The organism is Zhaonella formicivorans (genome assembly GCF_004353525.1).
In the GTDB taxonomy this organism is placed as follows: domain Bacteria; phylum Bacillota; class DUOV01; order DUOV01; family Zhaonellaceae; genus Zhaonella; species Zhaonella formicivorans.
The window spans coordinates 1994707-2017941 of record NZ_CP085524.1; the positions used below are offsets into that span (position 1 = coordinate 1994707).

Sequence of the window (23235 nt, forward strand, 5' to 3'; positions counted from 1 at the left end):
CAGCCTCTTTCACGCCGCCTCTACTCAACCCGTAAACTCACCCTGACAGCCAGCCAGAAGAGGACCACAGTAAACCCCAAGATAGCCCACAATGAAATCCAGGGGAAAGGATTTGCCATTGCTGCCGCCCGCAGCGCCCTGCTGGTATGAGTTAAAGGAAGTAAATTAATTAATATTTTTACTCCTTCAGGCAGATCCTTAATTGAGAAAAACGTATTGCTCAAAAATGCCATGGGGACAATTACAAAGGAGCTGAAGTTGGACATGTCTTCATGGGAATTAATGAGCATAGCCGCTACCACGCCAAGAGAAGAAAACAAAAAAGTATTTAACACCAGTACCAGCCAAAATAATGGACCCAGGTATAATTTAGCCCCAAATAAAAAAGCAAGCCCTAGGACAATTACGGAAGCAAACAGTCCCCTGCCGCAGCCGGCTATTACCTCTCCTAAAACTACTGAAAGGGAACTAACAGGGGCTATAATAAATTCTTCGTAAGTTTTATAATAAAGACGGCTTATATTCAGCGGAGTGGCAACTCCGCTAAAACTAACGCTCATAGATGTCAGGGCCACAATCCCCGGAACTACAAACTGCAGGTAACTGCCGCCATCTACACTTATGTTGCGTCCCAGCCCCCAGCCAAAGGCCACTAAATAAAGCAGAGGGTTGACCAGAGTCGAGCTGAAAATTTTCCAAAACCTCCGCTGAAATATCCTCCACTGCCGCCAGAAGATTGTATACCAGTCCACAATCATGCACCTACCTTACGCTGGGTTAATTTAATAAAGACGTCTTCCAAATTGGATTCCCGAATAACTATTTCGCCCCGTAAATTACCAATAGCATCAACAGCTTCTTTTCTATCGGCAAAAAATTGATATTCAGTTTCTCCCTTATTTCTGTTTTCCACAACTATATTCCCTACTTTGTTTTTAAGCTCTTCAGGAGTTCCCAGGGCAATTAGTTTTCCTTGATCAATCAGCCCTACCCGGTGGCATAACGCTTCTGCTTCTTCAATGTAATGGGTAGTTAACAGAACCGTTAACTCCAGTTCGTTCATTTTCCTGATTAAGTCCCATATTTTCCTGCGTGTATGGGGATCCAGACCGACAGTCGGTTCATCAAGAAATAAAATTTTAGGCTGATGCAGCATTGCCCTGGCAATCATCAGCTTTCTTTTCATTCCTCCTGACAATTTAGCAACCTGTTCTTGGGCCCGGTCAGTTAATTCGGTAAAGGCCAGCAGTTGTTTAATTCGTACTTGTCGCTCCGGCCTGGGCATCTTGTGTAAGCGTCCATGTAATTCCAGGTTGTCCCATACCGTCAATTCACCGTCTAAGTTCAGGTTTTGAGGTACCACACCAATTTGTGCTTTTACCTGCGTCAAATCCCTATGCAGATCAAAGCCATTAATCAATACCTGCCCGCCAGTAGGCCTGGCCAAGGTGGTCAGCATCCGGATGGTGGTGGTTTTTCCGGCTCCGTTAGGACCAAGCAATCCAAAAATCTCTCCCTTATCAATTTTCAAATCCAAACTGTCTACTGCTAAACGCGTACCAAATTTTTTGGTAACTCTCTTCAATTCAATCATCAGGCTACCCCCAATCACCCGTCTAATATTCTATTCCCCTGCGGCTTGCAATTCCTTTCTTTAAGGGGTGCTTAACAGCGTTGATCTCCGAGACCAAATCTGCTGCCTCCAAAATTTCTGCCGGTAAGCCCCTTCCTGTAAGTACAAGCTCAACATGGACAGGCTTTTCCTCAATTAATTCAAGGGCCTGGGGAACAGTCAGCAAATCATATCTTAAAGCATTGCTTATCTCATCCAGAATTACAATGTCATATTGTCCTTTTTTTAAAACTTCTTTAGCAAACTCATAAGCCATCAATACATACTTTTTGTGTTCTTCCATATTTTTTGTATCTTTATAGAAGCATTCTCCACAGCCGGTACATTTCATAAAACCACTGCGTATCAACGATGAATAGGGGCAGCCTCTGCCAAACTGGAAGAAATCAATATTTGGTTTTAAACGTTGGGAAGTAAATAATTCACCACAGTAACTGCTTCCCTTCAAAAATTGGATAAAGCAAACCTTGAACCCATGGCCGACAGCCCTGTAAGCCAGCCCCAAAGCGGCAGTTGTTTTTCCCTTTCCTGTACCTGTATAAACCTGAACCAAACCGGCAGATAATCTAGCTGTCATTTGCTCCCTCCTGTTAATTTCAATGAATTTTTTCCAAAGTTTTTATGTGCCCAAGTAGTTCCTTACCACTCCTTCGATCTCAAAAGCTTCCAGTTGGTTTAGTTTATAATACTTAGCTCCCATAGCTTCAGCTATCTCTTTGGCCAGGCCCAATTCTATAAAATCTTTCTCAGTATCTATCACCAGCGCATTAATACCCTCATACCTTAGTATCCTGCCCAACTCCTTGGCTTCCTCAACAGGGTCACCCGCGTGCAACGCAACATTTGCCCTGCAATCGGATACCAAAATCAATACCGGCACCATGTCCGGATCTTTTACTTGTCTTGCCTTCAATATTTCATAGCCTAAAAACAGCCCCGCTGCCAATGGAGTCTTACCGCCGGTAGGCAGCTCCCTAAGGTTCTTACTGGCTAAATCCACGCTCCTGGTGATTCCCAACATAACTTCAGCCGAGTTTTTGCGGAACGCTACTAAACCAACCATGTCTCTTTTTTGATACGCATCATTTAATAAGGATAAAATAGCTGCTTTTGTAGACCTCATCCTTTGATTTGCACCCATGGAACCACTTGCGTCAACTACAAACAGCAACGTATTGCCAATTCTTTTTTCCCTAACTTTTTCCCGCAAGTCGGACTTCTCAATTGCCATAGCCAGAGCATTTTTTTCTCTCTTTTTTTGAAATAAAGCTGCTGCTCTTAACGTGGCATCAAAAGCCAAATCAGTTACTTTGTCACTGGGTATCCGGTAGCGGATATACCTTCCCTGGCGGGAAGAAGTTTTTGTTTTACTCCTTTTACCGCTGCCTTCTCTGTCCTTTCTTTCAAAAGGTTGAATTTGGATCGGTTTTACACTGAATATTTCCCCCGGCTCGTCTATCCGGTCTTCTTGGAAAGGAGCTTCCTTTTTTTTCTCTTCAATTTTGTCTGGAAACGGTTCTGATTGTTCCTCAGGTTCATTACCATTATGCGCATTATCCCTTTGCCGGGTTTCTTCTTGTGGCGGCAGTCCATCTTCTTCTTCCTGTTCCTGCCGGTTTTCTTCCTCTTGCCGCTCTTGTTCTTCCCTTGTAGATTCTTCCTCTTTTGTTTCCTCAGGTACTTCCGTATTTTGGGGAGGCTGGGGACGTGTCCTGTGCGGCAGGGCCAGTTCCGCTGCTTCTTTTAAGTCCTTGATAGTGATATTTTTTCGTCCCTCCAAAGCGGCAATTGCCCGGGCCGTTTCCACCAGCACCAAGTCAGCCCGGTGACCCTGGCAGTTGGCCTGTTTGGCAATATCTGCCGCTATCTTAATAATGTCATGTGTTACCTCTACCAGTTCCAATACATTACGGGCAGTACAAATCCTTTGTGCCAGCCCAGCTTCTTCTTTTTGATATTGGCGGATAAACTCTTCCGGGCTGCGCTCGTACTCTATACGCCTGGAAATAACTCTTTTTCTTTCCTCTATATCACCTTCCCCTTTTACCTCTACATAAAGGCCAAATCTATCTAAAAATTGGGGTCTCAACATTCCCTCTTCAGGATTCATGGTCCCCACCAGTACGAATTGGGCTTTGTGAGCATAAGAAATTCCTTCTCTTTCTACAATATTTACCCCTGATTGAGCTACATCCAGGAGGCTGTTAACAATATGCTCACTGAGCAAGTTGACTTCATCAACATATAGGATATTTTTGTGTGCCTTAGCCAAAATACCGGGCTCAAAAAATTTTTTGCCGGTAGAAATGGCTTTTTCAAGATCAATAGTTCCGATTAACCGGTCTTCAGTTATATTTAAAGGTAAATCAACCACCTCCATTCCCGGAAGTAATTTAGAAAGCCCCCTGACCATAGTGGATTTGGCCGTACCTTTTTCACCGCTGATCAAAACCCCGCCAATCCCAGGATTAACCGCATTGAGGATCAATGCCTTTTTAACTCTATCCTGTCCTACAATCGCCGAAAAGGGGAAGACATATTCCCGCGGCATCAGGCTATACTCCTTTCTTCGTACTCCTTGACGATTTCTTCCACTTTTGAAAACTCAAGGATACTCTCTTCGAACGGCCTTCTTCTCATCCGATGGGGCAGGACTAAAGCCGCCGCTTCCAGGACATCAGCAGGGACCACCTCGCTACGGCCTGCAAAAGCAGCCATGGTTAGGGCTGTTTTAATCATATTAATATCCGCCCTGTGTCCATCCACTCCAATTTCAATGGAAATTCTGGCAGCTAACTCCAAAATCCGTTCCCCAAACTTTACCTGATTTAGTTTTTGCTTGGCCTGCAGGATTCTGGCCGCCAATTCTGCCTGTTGTTTATTGTATTGAGAAGCAAATTCAGCAGGATTTGCTTCATACTCCAGTCTCCGTTTCACTACTTCAATCCTTTGCTCAGTATCGCTTTCAGCCCTGACATCTACAGCTAAACCAAACCTGTCCAATAGTTGGGGACGTAAATCTCCCTCTTCCGGGTTCATCGTGCCTACCAGGATGAATTTAGCCGGATGGGAATAAGACACCCCTTCTCTCTCGATGTTATTTACTCCCATAGCCGCCGCATCCAGCAGCACGTCTACCACATGGTCGTCCAATAAATTTACTTCGTCTACATACAAAATGTTGCGGTTTGCTCTAGCCAGGATACCAGGTTCAAACTTTTTTTCCCCTTTTTTGATAGCGTGTTCAATATCCAGCGTCCCTACGACCCGGTCTTCAGTGGCGCTTACCGGCAGTTCGACTACCTGCATTTTCTTGGCAACTACAGGCAATGCTTCTCCGTTCTTAGTCCTAGTAAGACACGATTCACACATACTGCTTTTATCCAAAGGGTCACAGCCAAAAATACAATCTGCTACCTGGTTCATCTCAGGAAGCAGGTGGGCCAGTGCCCTTACTGCCGTTGATTTTGCCGTCCCCTTCTCCCCTCTGATTAGGACACCTCCTAATGCCGGGTTAATGACATTTAAGATCAACGCTTTTTTCATATTATCCTGACCTACTATGGCACAGAATGGATAAACTGTTCTTTTTATAGACATCTTTTTAGTCTCCTCTCCAAGCGATCTAGTCCGGCTTAGCAAACCAAAATGTGGCACATGTCTTACTGGATTATTGAGTTTCATTAAGATATTTTGCGGCGCTAGAGGTGTTCCTCCACTTCCCCCTCTATCTCTAAATAGATTTGCCGCAGCTTTTCCAAGTCTTCCTTAGAGGCATTCCACATCCCCCTTTTACCGGCTTCCAGCAATCTCTCTACAATATTATGAAGAGCCCAGGGGTTGACTTCTTGGAGCCATTGACGGTTAGCCTGGTTAAATACATAGTTTTCCGTTATCCTGTTATACATCCAGTCTTCGACCACATCAGCAGTAGCATCCCAGCCAAAAACTATATCCACCATAGCGGACACTTCCTGGGCACCTTTAAATCCATGCTTTTTCAGTCCGCCTACCCACTTGGGGTTGAGAATCCTTGCCCTCATGATCCTGGCGGTTTCTTCATGTACATCCCTAAGTTCTGTCCGGTCCGGGTTTGCAGTGTTCGCAGAGTAGGAGCGCGGGGCTTTTTTGCGATGGGTCTTGACTGCCGCAATCAACCCGCCATGATAATTGAAAAAGTCGTCACTGTCCAGCATATCAATTTCCACGGAGGACTCATTCTTCACAGTAACATCTGCTGCAGCCAGTCTTCTAGCAAAAACTTCCTGCTTTTTAGCTCCGTGAATTTTCCTGCCGTACGCATGGCCTCCCCAGAGAGTATAGATATTGCCCAAATCACTGACGTCCTGCCATTTTTTGCTGTAGATCAAGATACTGACCCCGGCTCCATAGGTCCCCGGAGGGCAGCCAAAAATTCGCAGGGAGGCTTGCTCTAAAGCATCGGCCTGGTTTATTCCTTGTTGTACCAGTTCCTCCGCTTCGTTTAAAATATGTTTACGTACAAAATTAAACTCCAAATCTTCCTCCAGCCCGGCCACAAGGGTTACTGCATCCTCTACAAGGGCGATTAAATTGGGAAAAGTATCCCTGAAAACTCCACTGATCCTCAGCGTTACATCAATACGGGGCCTCTTCAATTCTTCTAATGGAATAACTTCCAGCCCGATAACCCGGTCGGTGCTTCCCAGCCATTTGGGTCTGACCCCCATTAGATATAGGATTTCCGCTATATCATCACCGCAGGTCTTCATAGTTTCCCCGGCATAAACTACAATGGCTACGCTTTCAGGATAGCGCCCCTCTTCTTGCAAATACCTCTGCAGCAGGTTATCGCCTAATTTTTTGCCAACTTCCCAGGAAGCTCGGGTGGGCACTGCCGCAGGGTCAATGGAATAAAAATTCCGGCCGGTGGGTAAAATCCTGGCCTTTCCCCGGGTAGGACAACCTGATGGCCCCGGGGTAACAAATTCCCCGTTGACCCCTTTTACTACATACTTTAGTTCATCGGCAGTCGCTTCCAATCTGGGTAGCAATTCGTTGCAGATAAACTGCAGGCAAGCTGTTAATTTACCGGTGTCAGCACTGTCCGCCCCAAAGACTTTTTCAATAGCTTCGCAGATCAGGCCTTCCTGATATCCCCCGGTATGCAGTTCATCCAGTAATTGCCTGCCCAGTTCATTTATTTCATCTAAGAGCATAAGACCGGTCCGCCCGTCTGCCCAAACATAGGTAGGGTCGTTTTGGAGCCGTTCATAATCATAACCCTGAGCCGCCGCCACAGCTTCCGGCAAAGAAGGGACTTCTCCGTTTCTTAACCTGACCAAGGCCCGCAGCATATTTTTCAACCTGGTCCCTGCAGGAACTTCGCCGTAGACATGCAGGCCGTCTTTAATTAAAGAAGACTTGATTTTACTGACCCAATTGTGGAGTTCTTCAATAAACTTCTGAAAATCTGCGCAGGCTTCTTGTTCCGAAAGCTGCAAATCCAGGTGTAAATTCATTTTTGCAGCCAATTCCCATATTTTGGTCCGTAAATGCGGCAGTTTACCCGGATTTGCCTTCTGGGAATGATAGTACTCCTTAACTAGATCATCTATGGCTGCCAGCTCATCATATGTATCACTTTCCACCATAGAAGGCATTAAATGGTCCAGTATGACCGCATAGGATCTTCTTTTAGCCTGGATACCTTCTCCAGGCACGTTGATAATATAAGGGTAGAGATGAGGGATGTCATCAATCGCCAAATCCGGATAACAATCTTTGGACAGACCTATTTCTTTGCCAGGCAGCCACTCCAAAGTACCATGGGTGCCAATATGGATAATCACATCTGCCTTAAAGACATATTTAATCCATTTGTAATAAGCCAGGTAATGATGGGGGCAAACTAAATCCGTACTGTGGTAGCAGGCTTCTGCCTGTTCTTCAAAGGCCCTGGGCGGCTGTAAACCGATAAAGATGTTGCCGTTAATTATCCCCGGCACTGCCAGACGGTCCCCAAAGGCCATAAATTCTCCCGGCGGTTCTCCCCAATCAGCCACCATTTTGCGCTGGACAGCCTCCCCAAATTTTGCCAACCATTTTCTATAATCTGCCCCTGCAATGACAGCCACACTTCTTTCCAGCATCTGTTCCGGCGGCAGCCACCGGGTATCATTAGTAACACCGTTAATTATTCTCTGGATTATTTCGGCGCCATCGGCAAAAGCATAATCGGTTTTGATGCCAATCCTTTTCAGCGCTTCTACGATATTGTAAACAGCAGCCGGACTGTCTAAGCCGTAAGCGCAGCCGATCATGTCAGTCCTGGGCGGCATATTATGGAAAATGATTGCCACTTTTTTCTCATCGTTTGGAATATGTCTCAGCCTAGCCCAGTTGACAGCCAATTTAACAACCTTTTCAACTCTTTCTTCAATAGGCCTGAAAATGCGTTTTTTGCCCACCTGATCCTTTACCACATCACTGTAGGCAATTGGTACCGAAATGATCTGACCGTCAAATTCAGGGTGGTAAACACTGCTGCTTAATGTCATCATGTCCAGTCCCCTGGCCGACTTTTCCCACTGTTCCAGCGTAAAGTATGTAGTCATTGCCTGCAGGACCGGTACGCCTAACTTTTCCAATATACTCTCTTCAATAACCTTGGTACCGTCACCCGGGTTGGCTAAAACACTTAAGGAATAGCCTGTAGTATTAATCACTGCATCTACAATAGGCCTGCCATCCCGCATGAAGTAGTTGTCAAGCGCCCATTTAATCCCTTTTTTCCCCAGCCAGTCATCTTTAGTCACTGCAGTATAGACCGCAAGGGGCAAGGCACCCTGTTCTTTAATTTTTTTAATCACACAATTAATGTGTAACAGGTTATTTTCCTGAATTTTATTGGCGTGGAAAAGTACCCCTATTACGGGCCGGTAATTTTGGGTTATTCCTTTTAAATAACTTTCTTCGTCGGTTATCTGTTTTTGGGGATCGTAAATCCCTTCCCACCTAGGGGCTTCCGGATCTGCAAAGGGGTATTTCAGCCCTGTAAACCGGGAAGCCAACCATAAAATCATATTCAAAGCGTTTTGGCTGCCGCCCATGGCATAATACTTATAAATATTGTAATAATCGGCAGCGCTTATGCCTGTTTTATCCATAATTGCTGCTACTTCTTCTTCAATGCCGGTCCAAATAAAAATCTTCTTTCTTCCGCTGAACCTTTCAAAAAAGGAGCTGAATTTTTTAAAATAGCCAAGGCCGCTATGGATGCTGAGAAAGATGAAGTCGCTTTCTTCTCCCAACTGCAGAGATTTGGCATATTCTTCCGGATTTTCATCTATTTCAAATGGATCAAGAAAGTCCAGCTTAAAATGTCCGGGATATTTTGCATTCAGTAACTGCCCTGCTTCCTGTAAAAAATATGAAGCATCATGACCGCTGAAAATAAACAAAATTTTATACATTTATCTCAGCCTCCCGTTCCAAACCTCCCGCTGCCCGGGCTATTACTTGCGCGAACAGATCAATTAACTGCTCAGATAACCGTTCATTAGGCAACAGAGGAAATTTAAAACAATCTTCTTTTAAGCCTAACTTCGTTTGGATATTTGCTAAAATCACTGCGGCAGCTTCCATAACTTCCTCCCGGTTTAGTAACTGCCATTCCAGCTGGTCCAGAAGATGGATATAAAGGGAACTGAAAGTAACCAGTGTATCCTGCCTGTCTAAAATATGGAGATGATGAATAAAAAGAGGTTTATCCATTCTTACGTTTTCTGTCATTTGCAGATACTTTTGCCATAACATTTCTTCATTTAAACCATAACGTTTAAACCTTCTGAGCAAGCTGTGTTGATATTCCGGCCCAAGTCCCGTCTGTTTGAAGAGGGCCTCCTTGACAGCGCTTTTTACAGCTCTGCCGATTAATTCACCAAGTTTAGAATGCTTTCCGGCATTAGTCAGAGTAATTGGGGAATCGGCGTTGCTGATCATTATGGTCCCGTCTGTACCCGAGCCTGTAGCTATTCCCGTCGAGTAATTGCTTCCGGCCATCAGTTCCTGAAGGGCAGCAGTTTTGGCTTCCGTACAAGTGACTAACGCCCGGGCGAGAGTAGCCCCATTAAGCTTGGCATTGATTTCTAAGATAATATTGATAGTGCCGTGTTTAGTATGTATCACACCGTCCATCTCATCAAATGAAGCCGGATCTCCGGCTCTGCCGCCGTTTACTTCCACTCCTCCGGTAACAATGGCTGTAACCGTAAGACCTTTGTAAGTCTCTACCTTAATAGCTGCATTATCCATAGATGCCGCAGTGCCAATTCCTGCCGCATGCTCCGGATCGAGTCCCAACTCCTGCGCAATCAGCGCCATATGTTCTGCATATGTAGGAGCCCTTAACTTGCAAGCCATACCTGCTCCGGGATTACAGTCATGGTTAAAGACAGCGGTTAAATCCTCTCTATACCCCCCGTTTAACGGGGAAGTGCTGAGCACATTTCTTTTCCCCTTAAAGCAGATAACTATGGATTTGCTATAACGGTGGACCTGGTCTCCGGCTGCAGTTTCCAACAACATCAAGCTAAATTCCTCCTCACCAACCTTTGCTCCAAATGGGCATGGGAAAGATGTTCAATAACCGAGGCTATGCATTCACAATAAACCAACTGCTGGGCATGATGGCCGTACAAGCTCTCGCCTTCTTTTTTGTCCCGCAGGGTATATACTGTTTTCCCTGACTGCAGTGCATGAATAATTAAATCACGGTTGCGCCTGTTGAGCAGTCCCACCGGGAAACCCGCATCAACAATTTGCCGGGCTTCCTGGATGAACTTTTCAGCCTCGGAAAAAGCCTGATGGCTGATCTCTTCAAACGATTTTTCACTGGTGATCACAGCCCCAATTGCCTGTGCTACGTGGTAATCCACATCATTTTCGTGAATAACCCCGGTGTAAATGCCATACCCGTGTTTTGTCAGCATCCGGTAGAGACGGGTGCCGCTGCCGGCCCCTGCTATTACAAAAACAGAGGCGCTGCTGTTGTTTAAAAGTTCCATAGTGCCTAAAAAGTCATTAAAATGAGCACAGCTGATATCGTAAAGCTCAGTTATAGTTTCTTCTTTTATAACATCTTCCGGAGGGCCAACAGCTAAGATTTTACCGTTTTTCACCAGAATCACTGTCTCGCAGCTTTTTAATGCCAAATCCACTTCATGCAGGGATAGGATGACTGTGATCCTTTTTTCTTTAGCAAGCCTGCTTAAAATAGACAGGATTTCAATTCGATGGCGCACATCCAGATGGGTGGTAGGCTCATCTAGCACAATCAGCTCAGGTTCTTGCACTAAAGCCCTGGCCAGCAGCGCCTTTTGCCTTTCTCCGTCACTCAACTCATTAAAGTATCTCTCGGCAATGTTCTCAGCATTGACTAACCGCAATGCTTCCCAGGTTTTATTAATGTCACTTTCCGACAAGCGGCCAAAAAAACCTGTATAAGGGTATCTGCCCATGGCGGCAATTTCAAAAACAGTCATCAATCCCGGTGAAATACGTTCCGTTAAGACTACAGCCAGTGTTTTGGCCAGCTCATTAAGTTTTAACTGCGGCAGCAGTCGTCCTTTCAGGTAGATAGTCCCATGCACCGGTGCCAAAAGGCCGGACAGCGACCTTAAAATAGTTGATTTTCCGGAACCATTAGGGCCCAACAGACAGATCAACTGCCCCTTTAACGCTTCCAAGTTGATCCCGTCAACAACTGTCTTGCTGCCATAACCTACTGCCAGCTCTTGAGTTTTTAATATGTTCACATTAGGGTCCTCCTTTTCAGTATCAAATAAATTACTATTGGAGCGCCAAAAAAGGAAGTTACAGCACTGATAGGCAGTTCTACGGGGTTATAGAGCATCCTGGCTGCCAGGTCGCACAGCGAAGTAATAATAGCCCCTAGTAAAACGGTACCCGGTATTAACAGCCGGTTGTCAGAAGTCCCAAATAATAGCCTGGATATATGGGGACCGGCCTGGCCAATGAAAGCTACCGGACCGGCAAAGGCCGTGATCAGGCCTGCCAGGAGGCTGGAGAGTACAACGATTACAACGCGGAAGGTCTTAATGCTAACGCCCATACTTTTGGCATAATCCTCACTTAACAAGAGGGCATTTAAAGGTTTACAAATTAATAAAGTACCCAATAGACAGGGAATCCCAATAACGGCTACAACAAAAACCTGTTTCCAGGTAAAACCCGCAAAGCTCCCTAAGGTCCACATCACAAACCCATGGAGCTGCTCTTTTTGGGCAAAGGCCATAAGCAAACTGGTAACAGCGCTGCATAAATAGCCTACCATCAGTCCAATTACCAGCAGGGTTACAACGCTCTTAACCTTGTTGGCAATCACCAGTACCAGGGCCATTACAATTAATGAGCCCAAAAAAGCTGCTCCAAACAGTAAAAATGGAGACCCGACTCCAAAACCAAATGTCAAACCAGCCAATACCACTAACCCCACAAATAAAGTGGCCCCGGAAGATATGCCCAACACATACGGTCCAACAATAGGATTTCGGAAAAATATCTGCAGCAAGAGCCCTGATACGGCTAGAGCAGCCCCCCCTAAAACAGTTGCTATAGCCCGGGGCAAACGTATCTTCCAAACAACAGCTTCATTGACTGCGCCGCCGGCATCTTGCAGAAGGATAAACTTATGCAGGATTATTTTAGTGACTTCGGCAAAACTTATTTTTACAGAGCCCAGACTAATATTTAGTAAAAATGAGCAGAGCAGGACTGCCAATAATAGAACAAATAAAAAGAAATATCTGGTTCCACGCCCTTTAATAAATTCCACGATTTAGATTTCACCTCCGGCTTCAGCTATAAATAGTCTTAAGGCGTGATGGTACTTCAGTCAGCTTTACCCGGTTACAACACCACCACGCCATTTCAAATTAAACCTATTTCATCGGAACTTTATCATAATGCTTTACGGAATAGCCTTTGAAAGCCGAAGGGTGGAAAATCACAGCCAGGTCTTGGATAGTTTCATGGGTTTTATCCAGTACTTGGTAATACCAGGGCTGAAAGCACCAGACATTTCCCTTTTTGATGCTGTTCAGTTCGGCCAGGACAGGGGCTTTTTTGATAATATCCTGTACGGAACCGGTCCACTCAGTTGTTGACGAATAGATGAAGATATCTGCATCAATGCCTTTGGCATAGAACTCTTCAATGCTGATCTTTGAGCTTGACCCTTTATTCGGGCTTAAATCCTTAAAGACATAATCTCCCCCGGCCATTTCAATCATTTTGGCCACATAAGAACCACCGTTGGGGACATGGACCTCCCCTTTATAAATTGACCCCCATAATACCTTTGGTTTGGTCCCTTTTGGTATTTTTGTGCTTAAAGCGTTTACAGCTTTTACCGCATTATTGAAATAAGCAGTGGCTTCAGCTTCTTTGTTATAAAAGGCCCCTAAAAATTTTATCCATTCCATCCTTCCCAGCGGATGCTCTTCTAAATATTCATTATCAATGGCATATTTAATCCCCAATTCACTCAACTTATTAATCATTTTTTGCTGGCCGTAAGCCCCGGTATAGGCAAAGACAATTTGCGGATTTAATGCTTGTACTTTTTCGTAATCAGGCTCACCCATATTACTACCGCCTACAAATTTTATAGAGCCTTTCTCCAGCCCCTTTTTAATCTCAGCTATATACCAGTCGTTTTTATCAGCAGTAACGCCGGATATACTGTGGAGCACATTAAGAGGCCTTAATAAGCTGACTTGAGTTATCGAAGCAGCTAAGACATTATCAATTGGCGTATAGATTACAGGTACGCCTTTATAACCATCCGGTACTTTTTTACCGCGGGGGACTAAAAGGAGAGTCCTTCCTTCACCGTCTACAACCTTTTTGCACCCGTCCCCGATATATTCAATGCTGAAGCCTGTGGCATATTCTACTTTCACTTTTGTATCCACAGAGATGGTTTTATCAGTCTTGTTAAAGCTGACGTTTGCTCCTAACGCTTCGCTCACAAAGCGCAAAGGGACTAAAGTGTTTCCGTTACGGACAGCGGCAGGGACATCAAGTTTAACTGTCTCGTTGTTTTTAGTAGCGACTTTGCTGCCGATAACCAGTTTTATTTTTTTGCTCCCCTTAACTGCTGTTACAGTCTTGGTTTTACTGTCCCAGTTGACTGTAGCCCCCATTTTTTCAAAGATTCCCCGTAAAGGCACTAAGGTGCGGCCATTTTCAATTACCGGCCGGACATCCAACGCTACATCCTTGCCGTCCACCAGCACTTTAACCTGGGCAGCACCTGCTGGACCGGCGGAAAGAAAAGCAAATACAATGCCTAACAGCAAACAGCTGATGTAAAACTTAATTGACCTCATGTCGGACACAAACCCCCTGTTATTTTTTAACGCTGGAGTGAACCTATTTTCCCATTGTCTCTCTTGTCAAGTTCCAGCTGCTCTTCGATGTCCATTATTTTAACCAAGAGCCTTGCTTTCTCGCTGCCATTAACGGTAAACCATTTACCCAGTAAGATCTCGCGCTCTTTTTCCAAGAGATTTAATCTCGCCTGCCAAAATTTTGCTTCCTGCCAGCCTGCCATACCTGATCTGCAAACTCCTTTCAACTATTTATTTAGACCTCCATGCTGCTGTCACAGCACCAGCAGTATATGATCACTAAAAAAAATAAACAGCCTAACTATCACCTCCAAACGTGATGTGAGTCGGCTGTTAACTTGCTTGGGGATCATCACAGGCCTAAGTTGGAAATTCATATTTTAGACACTGCTACCCTTCACAGTTATGATCCATTTAAGCTTTGCCCCTCGGGGCAAAACACCTGATCTTGTGTTTAGTTTTAAATAAAAAGCCCTTTTTGCACCAAGGGTACAAAAAGGGCATACTGACCTTGCAAATTGATCATACCATGCTACCTATCAACCGTAGGTACAAATGGCAATACTCAACAAGCAGGTTTCCTGGCTTAGGTTCACAGCCTTGTCCTACACCTTCCCATCCGCACTCAACCCGCTACAATTAACCGGTTAACCCAATACTGCCATGCATAAAACATTAGAGATGGCTAACCGTATAGTTTATACGAGGTTAAGGCCCGGACAGTGGCATAACGCAGGACGGCTCCCCTTTACAGTGGCGGGACCGCGCTGGATTTTCACCAGCTTCCCTTTTTGTACTTCCTGATGAAGTACCACTTGTCTGCAAAATATGCTCTTATCCACAAAATATTTCTGAGGTTATTATATCCATCGCAGTAATTTTTTGCAATACCCTTTTTTAAAGCACAAACCGGTCTGAAAACAGGCTTTGAATTCTCTTACTTATTCTCCCAGGATAGCTTTTAAGTCTTCTTCCACGGAACTGATGGGCTTAATGTCGAAGTTGTTCACCAGTACCTGCAGTACATTCGGCGATACGAAGGCAGGTAATTTGGGCCCAAGACGAATGCCCTTGATGCCCAGGTGCAACAGCGTAAGCAGAATGCCCACCGCTTTTTGCTCGTACCAGGAAAGCACCAGGGAGAGCGGCAGGTCGTTGACGCCGCAGTTAAAGGCATTGGCCAGAGCAACAGCAATCTTGATTGCCGAATAGGCGTCATTGCACTGACCCACATCTAAGAGCCTGGGCAGTTCCCCGATAGTGCCGAATTCCAACTTGTTAAAGCGGTACTTACCGCAGGCCAACGTGAGGATCACGCAATCATCGGGAACTTGCTTGGCCAATTCTGTATAGTAACTGCGCCCGGGCTCATGGCCGTCACAGCCCGCAATCAGGAAGAAGTGGCGGATCTTGCCTGATTTTACTGCTTCAATCACTTTGTCAGCAACATTCAGCACCGCATTGTGGGCAAAGCCGGTCAATATTTTTTTCCCGTCTGCGTCTTCAGGGAATCCGCCCAGTTCCAAAGCCCTTTCGATTACAGGGGTAAAGTCTTTATCCGCGCCGATGTGTTTAACTCCGGGCCATGCCACCAGCCCGGTTGTAAAAATATTGTCCTTGTAGCTGTCCCGCGGCTTCTGGATGCAGTTAGTGGTCATCAAGATAGCCCCGGGGAATTCGGCAAATTCTTTCTGCTGGTCCTGCCATGCCCCTCCGTAGTTGCCGACCAGGTGGGGGAATTTCTTCAATTCCGGATAGGCATGGGCAGGCAGCATTTCTCCGTGGGTATAAATGTTAATGCCTTTCCCTTCGGTCTGCTGCAGCAGTTTATAGAGATCCTTCAGGTCGTGCCCGCTGACCAAAATAGCCGGTCCTTTTTTTACGCCGGTAAATACCGCTGTAGGCTCAGGGCTGCCAAAAGTCTCATTATGGGCTTTATCCAAAAGCTCCATAACTTTGAGGTTGACTTCTCCCACCTTCAAGGCCAGGCCCACCAGCTCCTCAACGCTTTTTTGTGTTGTCAGCGCTGCCAGTGCCTCGTGCATAAAACCGTAGATTTCTGTGTCATCATACCCGAGGATACGAGCATGGTCAGCATAGGCAGCCATACCCTTTAAACCATATGTAATTAATTCTTTCAACGCTTGGGTATCTTCGCTTTCAGGGCCAAAAACCCGGCTTTTGACACCCACCTCTCTGCCTTTGGCAATCAAGGCATCTAAAGCGCCTTCAGGCTCCCAGCGGGCCGCGATATTCTCGATGGCCGGAGCACTGCTGCCCTTTTTCTCTGTATATGTTTTTTCGTAGATCTCCTTTGTTGCGGCTTTAACTTCTGCGCTACGCCGGATCAGCTTTTCAATTCTTTCCGGGTCGAAATTCACATTGGTTACCGTGGTGAACAGCCCTTCAGTAACAAACAAATCGGCTTCCCCGGTCTTTGCACCAAGTTTACGCGCTTCATCGGCATATATGCTGATACCCTTCAGCTGGAATACCAGCAAGTCCTGGAGCGCAGCCACTTCCTCATTTTTGCCGCACACACCGGCAAGTGTACAGCCAGTACCTTTAGCTGTCTCCTCACACTGATAACAAAACATGCTCAATTCAGATCTCTCCTTTTCCTGAACAAATTTATTGGATATCCCTAAATTTTTCGCTAAAGAGGAACATCCGGAGAAATATTTCGTTTGCATTTTACAGCAGTTCTATTTTTGGGTATGTGATATCCATCACAATTTATATAAAAAAATTTCAGGCTCCCTGCCTGAAATTTTTAGTGTTCTTTATATTCACTTTGCCACCCTCGCCTGCATCTCCTGTGCTTGTGATTATGCCCTTGTTTCCTGCAGTTCTGCTCCTCTAGCTCTTGACCCTGGCACCTGGGGCAAACTGCTTTTTCGACTTGTTGCAATCTGCTTAAGGGTATTTCAAATTCATAAGCGCAGGCCTTGCAGCGCAGCCAACTAGTAGCCAGGCGGTAATTTCCGCCTTCAACTTTAAGCATTTTTCCTCTCAGCAACGCATCGGCAATCTTCGCCCTTGCCGAATTAAGAATTCTGACAAAAGTGGGCCTTGAAACCTGCATGCGTTCAGCACAATCTTCCTGCTCCAGGTTTTCCATATCCTTTAGCCTGATCGCTTCCAGTTCTTCCACAGTCAGGATAACTTCGTCCAAGTCCCGCTGAGGTACCCCTGCCGGTTTAAAGCATGTATATTCAGGTTCATGTTCAACTCTACGACATTTCATCGGCCTTGGCATTTTCATCACTCATTTCGGTCATTTGTCCGTAAATACGTAAGACAATTATAGCCTTTTTCCAAAATACAGTCAATTAACCAAAAGCTTTATACCTCAAAAGCCAACATAATGATTTTTAAGCCAAAAGGTTAATTTTATTGCTAAAAAGGGCAATACTAGATATAATAAATATGCAATTGCAAATCATTTGCGTTTGGGAGGCAGACTTTGAAATGATAAAAAAGGCGGTACTGCTAATCTTTTTTATTACCCTTCTCACAGCAGGCTGTACTCAAAAGTCGGTCGACACTGATTCTGAAAAAATAGCCCAAAGAAACAAACCGGTAATTTATACTACCATCTATCCAATTTATGACTTTACTAAAAAAATAGGCGGCAGCAGGGTGGAAGTAATTCAAATCATACCTCCGGGGGTTGAACCCCACCATTTTGAACTTTCGGCAAAAACACTGGCCGAACTTAGCAAAGCTGCCGTGCTGATTTATAACGGAGCGGGTATGGAGCCCTGGATTGATAAGATTAAACAAGCGCTGGACGGCAGCCAAGTTATGATGGTCGATACCAGCAGCAAAGTCAATCTGATTGCGTTTAAAGAGAACCATGAAGAACAGCATGAAGAGGAAGAGCATGAAGGAAAAATACATAGAGTGGACGGGAGCGAAGGAGAGCACAGGCACGATATAGACCCCCACATCTGGCTGAGTCCCCTGAATGCCAAAATACAGGGGCAGGCTATTTTGGAAGCCTTGCAAAAAGCTGACCCCGCCAATGCGGATTATTTCCTGGCGAACTATGAGCAGTTTGCCAGGGAGCTTGACGAGCTCCACGCAGAATTTACAACTGTCCTGAATAAAACTAAGAAAAGGGAAATTGTAGTTGCCCACGAGGCACTGGGATACCTGGCCAGGGAATACGGCCTGGTGCAAATCCCCATCAGGGGCTTGACTGCTGAAGCTGAACCTTCGCCAGCGAAGATCAAAGAAATCATCGAGCTTGCGAAAAACCATAACATAACTTATATCTTTTTCGAGACTATGGTTGACCCTAAAGTTTCCCAAATTATAGCCGCGGAAATCGGAGCCGGTACTTTGCAAATAAACACCTTAGACAACATAACTCAAGGACAATTGGCTGACGGAGAGGATTACTTTTCTCTGATGCGGCAAAACCTGGATAACCTAAAAAAAGCTTTGTCGGATTAATACGGGGTGAATCTTATGGATGTTATCGTAAAAATAAACAATATTTCTTTTTCCTACCCCGGTATGCCATTTATCCTGCAAAGTATCAATTTAAGTATTAACAAGGGTGATTTTCTGGCCATTACAGGGCCTAACGGCTCTGCCAAGACAACACTGCTGAAGCTGATCCTGGGCATTTATAAACCTCAGATAGGAAACATTGAAATTTTCGGACAAAATAACCTGCAGTTTAAAGATTGGCACAAAGTAGGATATGTGCCGCAAAAAACCTCTTTTTTCAATCCCGGCTTTCCGGCCACAGTGCAGGAAATTGTGGGATTAGGGCTTATCCCACAAAAATATACAAAGCAGTATAAAGTATTAAAAATACATGAAGCGCTGGAACTGGTTGACCTGGCAGACAAAAAAAAGAGGAAGATCGGAGAGCTTTCGGGCGGTGAGCTGCAGCGCGCTCTCATTGCCCGCTCTCTGATCAATAATCCGGAAATTCTGCTTTTGGATGAACCTACTGCCAATTTGGACCTTGCTTCCCAACAAAAACTCAGCGGGCTGCTTGAATTTTTAAACCAAGAATTGAAGATTTGCATTGTTATGGTCACCCACGACCCGCACGTTTTAACCAAAGCATCCCGGCTGATCAAAATAGCCCAAGGGAAATTGACTGAAGTTGACATCAGTAACTTTAACCACGCAGCAAGTTTATGACCAAAGGGAGTGGTGAGTTTTGCCGGAGATATTATCTTATGCATTCATGCAGAGGGCCTTTCTGGCAGGAACCATGATCGGCATAGTCTGTCCAACCATAGGTGTTTTTCTCGTTTTAAAACGGCTTTCCATGATCGGTGAAACCTTGGCCCATGTTTCTTTGCCGGGGGTACTGATAGGCTTTCTCTTAAAAACCAATCCCATCATCGCAGCTCTTGTTGCTTCCCTGGTTACTGCTTTGGGGATGGAAAAACTGCGTTCCTCTTTTAAATCTTACAACGAAATCGCCTTGGCCGTTTTGACCTCAGCAGGTTTAGGGCTGGCAGTAATTTTATTCAATATTGTCAAGAGCACTGATACAAGCATCCAAAGCCTGCTCTTCGGCAGCATTGTCGCTTTAAGCAGCAAGGACTTACAGGCCGTCTGGCTCCTGGGAACAGTTGTCCTTATTCTGGTTATAAAGTATTATTCTCAGCTGTTCTACCTGACATTCGATGAAGAAGGAGCCAAAATGGCAGGCATTAACTGCAGCCTTTTGAACTACACGCTCCTGGTGGCAACTTCATGCATTGTGGCTATCAGCATGCGCATCATCGGCGCTCTCCTGGTTTCTTCTTTGCTGGTCCTGCCCGTTGCCGGAAGCATGCTCATCAGCAAAAGCTTTATTTCAACTATAATAATTGCTAACATTATCAGCCTGGTTTCCATATTCATAGGGCTTATTTTATCATTTTACTATAACTTGGCGCCCGGAGGAGCCATTGTAATGGTACTGGTGACAGCTTTACTGTTAATTCTAGGCACAAAAAAACTTACTGATCACCGGTCGGGCCAAGTGTTTAACAGAAATGAGGTGTAACCATGAAAACAGATAACCCGGATAAAATATCAGAGCTGTTAAGAAAAAAAGGTGAAAAAGTAACCCCGGCCCGCATGGCCATTTTAGAGGTCCTGTCTGACTGCAGTTGCCTTTTGAGTGTCGCTGAAATTTATGACAGATTAAGGGAACAAAACATTAAAATGAATTACTCCACAGTTTACCGCAACCTGGAAGTCCTCTGCAGGAATAAAATCACCGAAAAAATTGCTTTTCCCGACGGAGCCAAATTCAAGCTTTTTGATGAGGGTAAACATACCCACCATCTCATCTGCAAATCGTGCCATAGAACCGAAATCTTGAGTTACTGCCCTTTTGAAGACGTAAAAAAAATAATTAAATCGAATACGAATTTCTTACCTCTTGAGCATAAACTGGAAATTTACGGTTACTGCGAAAAATGTCAAAAAAAATAATACAGCATCTTTAAATTACAACCCGACTGCCGACATTATTAAGAAAAAAACCTTCTCCCAACGCTCGTTTAAAACGTGCCGCCGCCTCAAAACCGGTACAATGGGATACACCCAACCTTTTTACTCCTATACGTTTTAAATGCCAAACAGTAGCCTCCATTTGCTCAGCCGTAGCCCGCAATAAATGGGTACCGCCAATTACAGTGTCAATGGCTGTTACCCCTGTTATTTTTTGTGCATGTTCGATGGTATTGATTAAACCTGAGTGGGCGCAACCAAGTATAATAACTAACCCTGCCGGTTCTACTATTACCAATGCTTGATCGTCCAATAAAAGGTCAGGAACCATTCCCGCTTCAGTTACAGTATAAAGACCCGGATCAATTGTTTCGAAATTATTTTTTCGGGGTATTTCCCCTGTAAGCCAAATACCCGGGTAGATTTCCCTGGGCTTAGCAGAAAGCTGAAAAACCGCCCCCAGCTTTTCCAACTCCTCTTTAGTCCATCGTAAACCAATCTCAACAGGTTTTGTACCAGGTGCAATTCTAAATTTTGGAGTAAAAATATCAGGGTGAGCAAAAATTGAAAGGTGCCGGTTTTGGCGCAGCCTAAAAAACTCGCCCAACCCTCCGGTATGATCGTCATGCCCATGGCTCAAAATTAACGCGTCAAGGTTGGCCAAATCAATCTTCAGTGCATTGGAATTACTTCTCAAAGCTAAACCTTGCCCCGTGTCAAATAATAGATTCCTTCCCTCCCGAGCAATGTGAATCGCCAGACCATGCTCGGCCACCAGCCCCCGTTTCTCAACAGAATTTTCCGATAATACGGTAATAGTAAGATGGCTAATTTAAAACACCCCCACTCTGTTTTGCTTCTCACAGCGTTAATCCAATTTCTGCTATTTCCCCTCTTGCCAAAATGACAATGGGAAAGTATAAACATCACACAATAAATTTTTGAATTTCCCTTACAGGTTTGTAAAAAATGTCCTGTTCTGTACCTAATTGTTTTATGCTTTCCAATGCAATAAAAAAGAGGCATATTGGCAATAAATGCAGCAAATTATTTTTTAAACTACACTTTTTCATTGCCGGAGGGGGCTCGGCCTTTTTACAATTATTTTTCTTCGTTCTCAGCTTGCGGCTCATCATAATTTAATTGCTTAAGCCTGTTTTCCATGTCCTGTAAATAGTTTTTAATGGACTCAACCTGTTGCTTCAGGAATGAGTATTGCTGTTCCTTGTTCTCTGGTTCCCCTGCAGGGCCCATATACATAGCTTCCCATTCCCCTGGGGCAGAGTTTCCACCGGACAACCATGTTGCCCAATTGCGCCACCGCCAGCCCCTACCGGCACCGCCTCTGCACCATGGCGCCCCATACCTCTGCGGTCTAACTTTGTAGCCTAAACAATAACCTCTTCCCCAGCCTGTCATTGGTCCTAACCCAGCTGGGCCAGTTCCATCACCACGCGGCATCTATTACACCTCCCTTTTTATTATGGTCATATGTTCATTTTTAGTATAGATCTATTATGGACATATGTCAATTATTTAGAAAAAATTTTTGTGCATACATTCTATTCTTTTCTTTTGCAGTATACACGCAATTTCATTAGGTTTGCTAATATGGCCGTTTGAATACCACGCGGTTGGCATGACATCCGCCCGAGCAGAACAGTTTTACCCAGCATGTAAATTAAAAGCTTATTCCGGATCTTAATAAGGCCTTGGAAAGTCCTGAAACTTGAGAGGACTCGCCAAGGCACTTTATCTTAAGCACTAACTTTAACAAGCTCAATTTGCCCTATTAACTATAGCATTTTCTGCTGCCCACATAACCTGGTATACAAGCGTTGGAACCTGTCAGGAGGGGGTGAGTCGCAATAATATATTGCTATTTGTTTTTGAAAAAAGCGGCTATGCCTTAATATCAGGCAGCCGCTTTTAAGTTATATTACAGGTTCTGTACCAAATCAGGAAGGTTTCTAAAAATTTCATCTCTTGAATATTCTTCTATTCTGCCCCGATCAGATAAGCTAACCAGTAAGGGATCAACAGGCAATTTGCCTATTAACCTAAGATTATATCTTTTGCTCAGTTCCTCACCCCGGCTAGGTCCGAATATTTCCATCTTTGTGCCGCACTTCGGGCAAACCAGGAAACTCATATTTTCCACCAGGCCCAAGATAGGGATTTCTAAAGTAGCGGCCATGTTGATAGCCTTTCCTACAACCATCCCCGCTAAATCCTGTGGTGAAGATACCATAATAACCCCGTTTAAAGGCATGGACTTCATCACTGTCAAGGGCACATCCCCCGTACCTGGAGGCAGATCAACCAGCAAGTAATCCAGGTCGCCCCACGCTACCTCATTCCAAAACTGCAGAACTGTGTTTGCAATTAACGGACCCCGCCAGATGACGGGTTGTTCGTTATTACTTAGAAGAAGGTTTAAAGACATTACTTTAATCCCAAGCTTTGTCTCGAGGGGTAGAAGGTAATCCCCACTCATTGCCGGAGAACCTACAAGCCCGAAAATCTTGGGAATACTTGGGCCGGTAATATCTGCATCCATAATCCCCACCTTATAACCCATACGGGCTAAAGTTACGGCAGCTAAACCGGCAACTGAAGATTTTCCCACCCCGCCCTTGCCGCTGGCTACGGCAATTACATGCTTAATATTCCTTTGACTAACCTCACCCATAATACCATACCTTTCAA

The 23235-nt window shown here is 44.8% G+C and carries 19 protein-coding genes, 1 pseudogene and 1 riboswitch; of the genes and pseudogenes, 4 read left to right on the forward strand and 16 right to left on the reverse strand.

Translation table 11 applies throughout. The annotated features are described in order from the left end of the window. Positions 1–20: 20 nt before the first annotated feature. From EYS13_RS09845 to EYS13_RS16540, 13 genes and pseudogenes are all read right to left on the reverse strand, one after another. Positions 21–758, reverse strand: a complete 738-nt coding sequence (locus EYS13_RS09845; RefSeq protein WP_423055272.1) for an ABC transporter permease — start codon at positions 756–758, stop codon at positions 21–23. After that, a complete protein-coding gene (locus EYS13_RS09850) occupies positions 755–1594 on the reverse strand; it encodes an ABC transporter ATP-binding protein (protein WP_227762152.1) in 840 nt (279 codons plus the stop codon). The genes EYS13_RS09845 and EYS13_RS09850 overlap by 4 nt, the downstream gene beginning before the upstream one ends. A 22-nt stretch (positions 1595–1616) precedes the next feature. Then, entirely contained in the window at positions 1617–2210 is a 594-nt protein-coding gene (locus tag EYS13_RS09855; protein ID WP_227762154.1) for a cob(I)yrinic acid a,c-diamide adenosyltransferase, read from the reverse strand. Between the two features lie 42 nt (positions 2211–2252). Further along, complete coding sequence (locus EYS13_RS09860) at positions 2253–4184, reverse strand: magnesium chelatase subunit D family protein (RefSeq protein ID WP_227762155.1); 1932 nt, start codon at positions 4182–4184, stop codon at positions 2253–2255. Beyond that, positions 4184–5233, reverse strand: a complete 1050-nt coding sequence (locus EYS13_RS09865; RefSeq protein WP_227762157.1) for a magnesium chelatase ATPase subunit I — start codon at positions 5231–5233, stop codon at positions 4184–4186. Before EYS13_RS09865 ends, EYS13_RS09860 begins: the two co-directional genes overlap by 1 nt. Positions 5234–5334: 101 nt before the next feature. Further along, positions 5335–9087, reverse strand: a complete 3753-nt coding sequence (gene cobN / locus EYS13_RS09870; protein WP_227762160.1) for a cobaltochelatase subunit CobN — start codon at positions 9085–9087, stop codon at positions 5335–5337. After that, positions 9080–10201: an adenosylcobinamide amidohydrolase gene (locus EYS13_RS09875; protein ID WP_227767875.1), complete on the reverse strand. Its 1122-nt coding sequence runs from the start codon at positions 10199–10201 to the stop codon at positions 9080–9082. Before EYS13_RS09875 ends, cobN begins: the two co-directional genes overlap by 8 nt. Further along, positions 10201–11430 (reverse strand): ABC transporter ATP-binding protein, encoded by a 1230-nt coding sequence (locus tag EYS13_RS09880; RefSeq protein WP_227762161.1) that lies wholly within the window; start codon positions 11428–11430, stop codon positions 10201–10203. The genes EYS13_RS09875 and EYS13_RS09880 overlap by 1 nt, the downstream gene beginning before the upstream one ends. After that, entirely contained in the window at positions 11427–12470 is a 1044-nt protein-coding gene (locus EYS13_RS09885) for a FecCD family ABC transporter permease (protein ID WP_227762163.1), read from the reverse strand. Before EYS13_RS09885 ends, EYS13_RS09880 begins: the two co-directional genes overlap by 4 nt. Positions 12471–12576: 106 nt before the next feature. After that, positions 12577–14028 carry a stalk domain-containing protein gene (locus tag EYS13_RS09890; protein WP_227762164.1) on the reverse strand — a complete coding sequence of 484 codons (1452 nt, stop codon included), beginning with the start codon at positions 14026–14028 and terminating at the stop codon, positions 12577–12579. 26 nt (positions 14029–14054) lie between these two features. Next, the gene (locus EYS13_RS09895) at positions 14055–14252 is read right to left on the reverse strand and encodes a hypothetical protein (protein ID WP_227762165.1); all 198 of its coding nucleotides are present in this window, start codon (positions 14250–14252) and stop codon (positions 14055–14057) included. Positions 14253–14603: 351 nt separating this feature from the next. Further along, a riboswitch (cobalamin riboswitch) is annotated at positions 14604–14883 on the reverse strand. A 107-nt stretch (positions 14884–14990) separates the two neighbouring features. Further along, positions 14991–16646, reverse strand: coding sequence for a hydroxylamine reductase (gene hcp / locus EYS13_RS09900; protein ID WP_227767877.1), 1656 nt, complete (start codon positions 16644–16646; stop codon positions 14991–14993). A gap of 374 nt (positions 16647–17020) precedes the next feature. Continuing rightward, positions 17021–17308: pseudogene (locus EYS13_RS16540) on the reverse strand (DUF134 domain-containing protein); the annotation flags it as partial. Positions 17309–17520: 212 nt separating this feature from the next. On the opposite strand from EYS13_RS16540, the gene EYS13_RS09910 reads away from it, so the two are divergent. Genes EYS13_RS09910 through EYS13_RS09925 form a run of 4 tightly spaced genes read left to right on the forward strand, consistent with a single transcriptional unit; the run spans position 17521 to position 20508 of the window. Continuing rightward, positions 17521–18510, forward strand: coding sequence for a metal ABC transporter substrate-binding protein (locus tag EYS13_RS09910; protein ID WP_227762167.1), 990 nt, complete (start codon positions 17521–17523; stop codon positions 18508–18510). 15 nt (positions 18511–18525) lie between these two features. Beyond that, positions 18526–19215, forward strand: a complete 690-nt coding sequence (locus tag EYS13_RS09915; protein ID WP_227762168.1) for a metal ABC transporter ATP-binding protein — start codon at positions 18526–18528, stop codon at positions 19213–19215. 19 nt (positions 19216–19234) lie between these two features. Beyond that, the gene (locus EYS13_RS09920) at positions 19235–20074 is read left to right on the forward strand and encodes a metal ABC transporter permease (protein ID WP_227762171.1); all 840 of its coding nucleotides are present in this window, start codon (positions 19235–19237) and stop codon (positions 20072–20074) included. Positions 20075–20076: 2 nt separating this feature from the next. Continuing rightward, on the forward strand, positions 20077–20508 hold the full coding sequence (locus tag EYS13_RS09925) for a Fur family transcriptional regulator (RefSeq protein ID WP_227762174.1): 432 nt from the start codon (positions 20077–20079) through the stop codon (positions 20506–20508). Between the two features lie 10 nt (positions 20509–20518). Here EYS13_RS09925 and EYS13_RS09930 read toward each other — a convergent pair whose 3' ends face one another. The 3 genes from EYS13_RS09930 to EYS13_RS09940 form a co-directional block, all read right to left on the reverse strand. Further along, entirely contained in the window at positions 20519–21301 is a 783-nt protein-coding gene (locus tag EYS13_RS09930) for an MBL fold metallo-hydrolase (RefSeq protein WP_227762176.1), read from the reverse strand. Between the two features lie 326 nt (positions 21302–21627). Beyond that, positions 21628–21987: a DUF5320 domain-containing protein gene (locus EYS13_RS09935; protein WP_227762177.1), complete on the reverse strand. Its 360-nt coding sequence runs from the start codon at positions 21985–21987 to the stop codon at positions 21628–21630. Positions 21988–22465: 478 nt separating this feature from the next. Next, positions 22466–23218: an Mrp/NBP35 family ATP-binding protein gene (locus EYS13_RS09940; protein ID WP_227762179.1), complete on the reverse strand. Its 753-nt coding sequence runs from the start codon at positions 23216–23218 to the stop codon at positions 22466–22468. Positions 23219–23235 lie beyond the last annotated feature (17 nt).

What these genes read in the sequence shown, in the direction of transcription:
- hcp (WP_227767877.1), bottom strand. Translation starts at nt 16,646, where the DNA reads ATGTTTTGTTATCAGTGTGAGGAGACAGCTAAAGGTACTGGCTGTACA.
- EYS13_RS09865 (WP_227762157.1), bottom strand. Translation starts at nt 5,233, where the DNA reads ATGTCTATAAAAAGAACAGTTTATCCATTCTGTGCCATAGTAGGTCAG.
- EYS13_RS09875 (WP_227767875.1), bottom strand. Translation starts at nt 10,201, where the DNA reads ATGTTGTTGGAAACTGCAGCCGGAGACCAGGTCCACCGTTATAGCAAA.
- EYS13_RS09940 (WP_227762179.1), bottom strand. Translation starts at nt 23,218, where the DNA reads ATGGGTGAGGTTAGTCAAAGGAATATTAAGCATGTAATTGCCGTAGCC.
- EYS13_RS09915 (WP_227762168.1), top strand. Translation starts at nt 18,526, where the DNA reads ATGGATGTTATCGTAAAAATAAACAATATTTCTTTTTCCTACCCCGGT.
- EYS13_RS09850 (WP_227762152.1), bottom strand. Translation starts at nt 1,594, where the DNA reads ATGATTGAATTGAAGAGAGTTACCAAAAAATTTGGTACGCGTTTAGCA.
- EYS13_RS09860 (WP_227762155.1), bottom strand. Translation starts at nt 4,184, where the DNA reads ATGCCGCGGGAATATGTCTTCCCCTTTTCGGCGATTGTAGGACAGGAT.
- EYS13_RS09890 (WP_227762164.1), bottom strand. Translation starts at nt 14,028, where the DNA reads ATGAGGTCAATTAAGTTTTACATCAGCTGTTTGCTGTTAGGCATTGTA.
- cobN (WP_227762160.1), bottom strand. Translation starts at nt 9,087, where the DNA reads ATGTATAAAATTTTGTTTATTTTCAGCGGTCATGATGCTTCATATTTT.
- EYS13_RS09855 (WP_227762154.1), bottom strand. Translation starts at nt 2,210, where the DNA reads ATGACAGCTAGATTATCTGCCGGTTTGGTTCAGGTTTATACAGGTACA.
- EYS13_RS09845 (WP_423055272.1), bottom strand. Translation starts at nt 758, where the DNA reads ATGATTGTGGACTGGTATACAATCTTCTGGCGGCAGTGGAGGATATTT.
- EYS13_RS09895 (WP_227762165.1), bottom strand. Translation starts at nt 14,252, where the DNA reads ATGGCAGGCTGGCAGGAAGCAAAATTTTGGCAGGCGAGATTAAATCTC.
- EYS13_RS09935 (WP_227762177.1), bottom strand. Translation starts at nt 21,987, where the DNA reads ATGCCGCGTGGTGATGGAACTGGCCCAGCTGGGTTAGGACCAATGACA.
- EYS13_RS09910 (WP_227762167.1), top strand. Translation starts at nt 17,521, where the DNA reads ATGATAAAAAAGGCGGTACTGCTAATCTTTTTTATTACCCTTCTCACA.
- EYS13_RS09925 (WP_227762174.1), top strand. Translation starts at nt 20,077, where the DNA reads ATGAAAACAGATAACCCGGATAAAATATCAGAGCTGTTAAGAAAAAAA.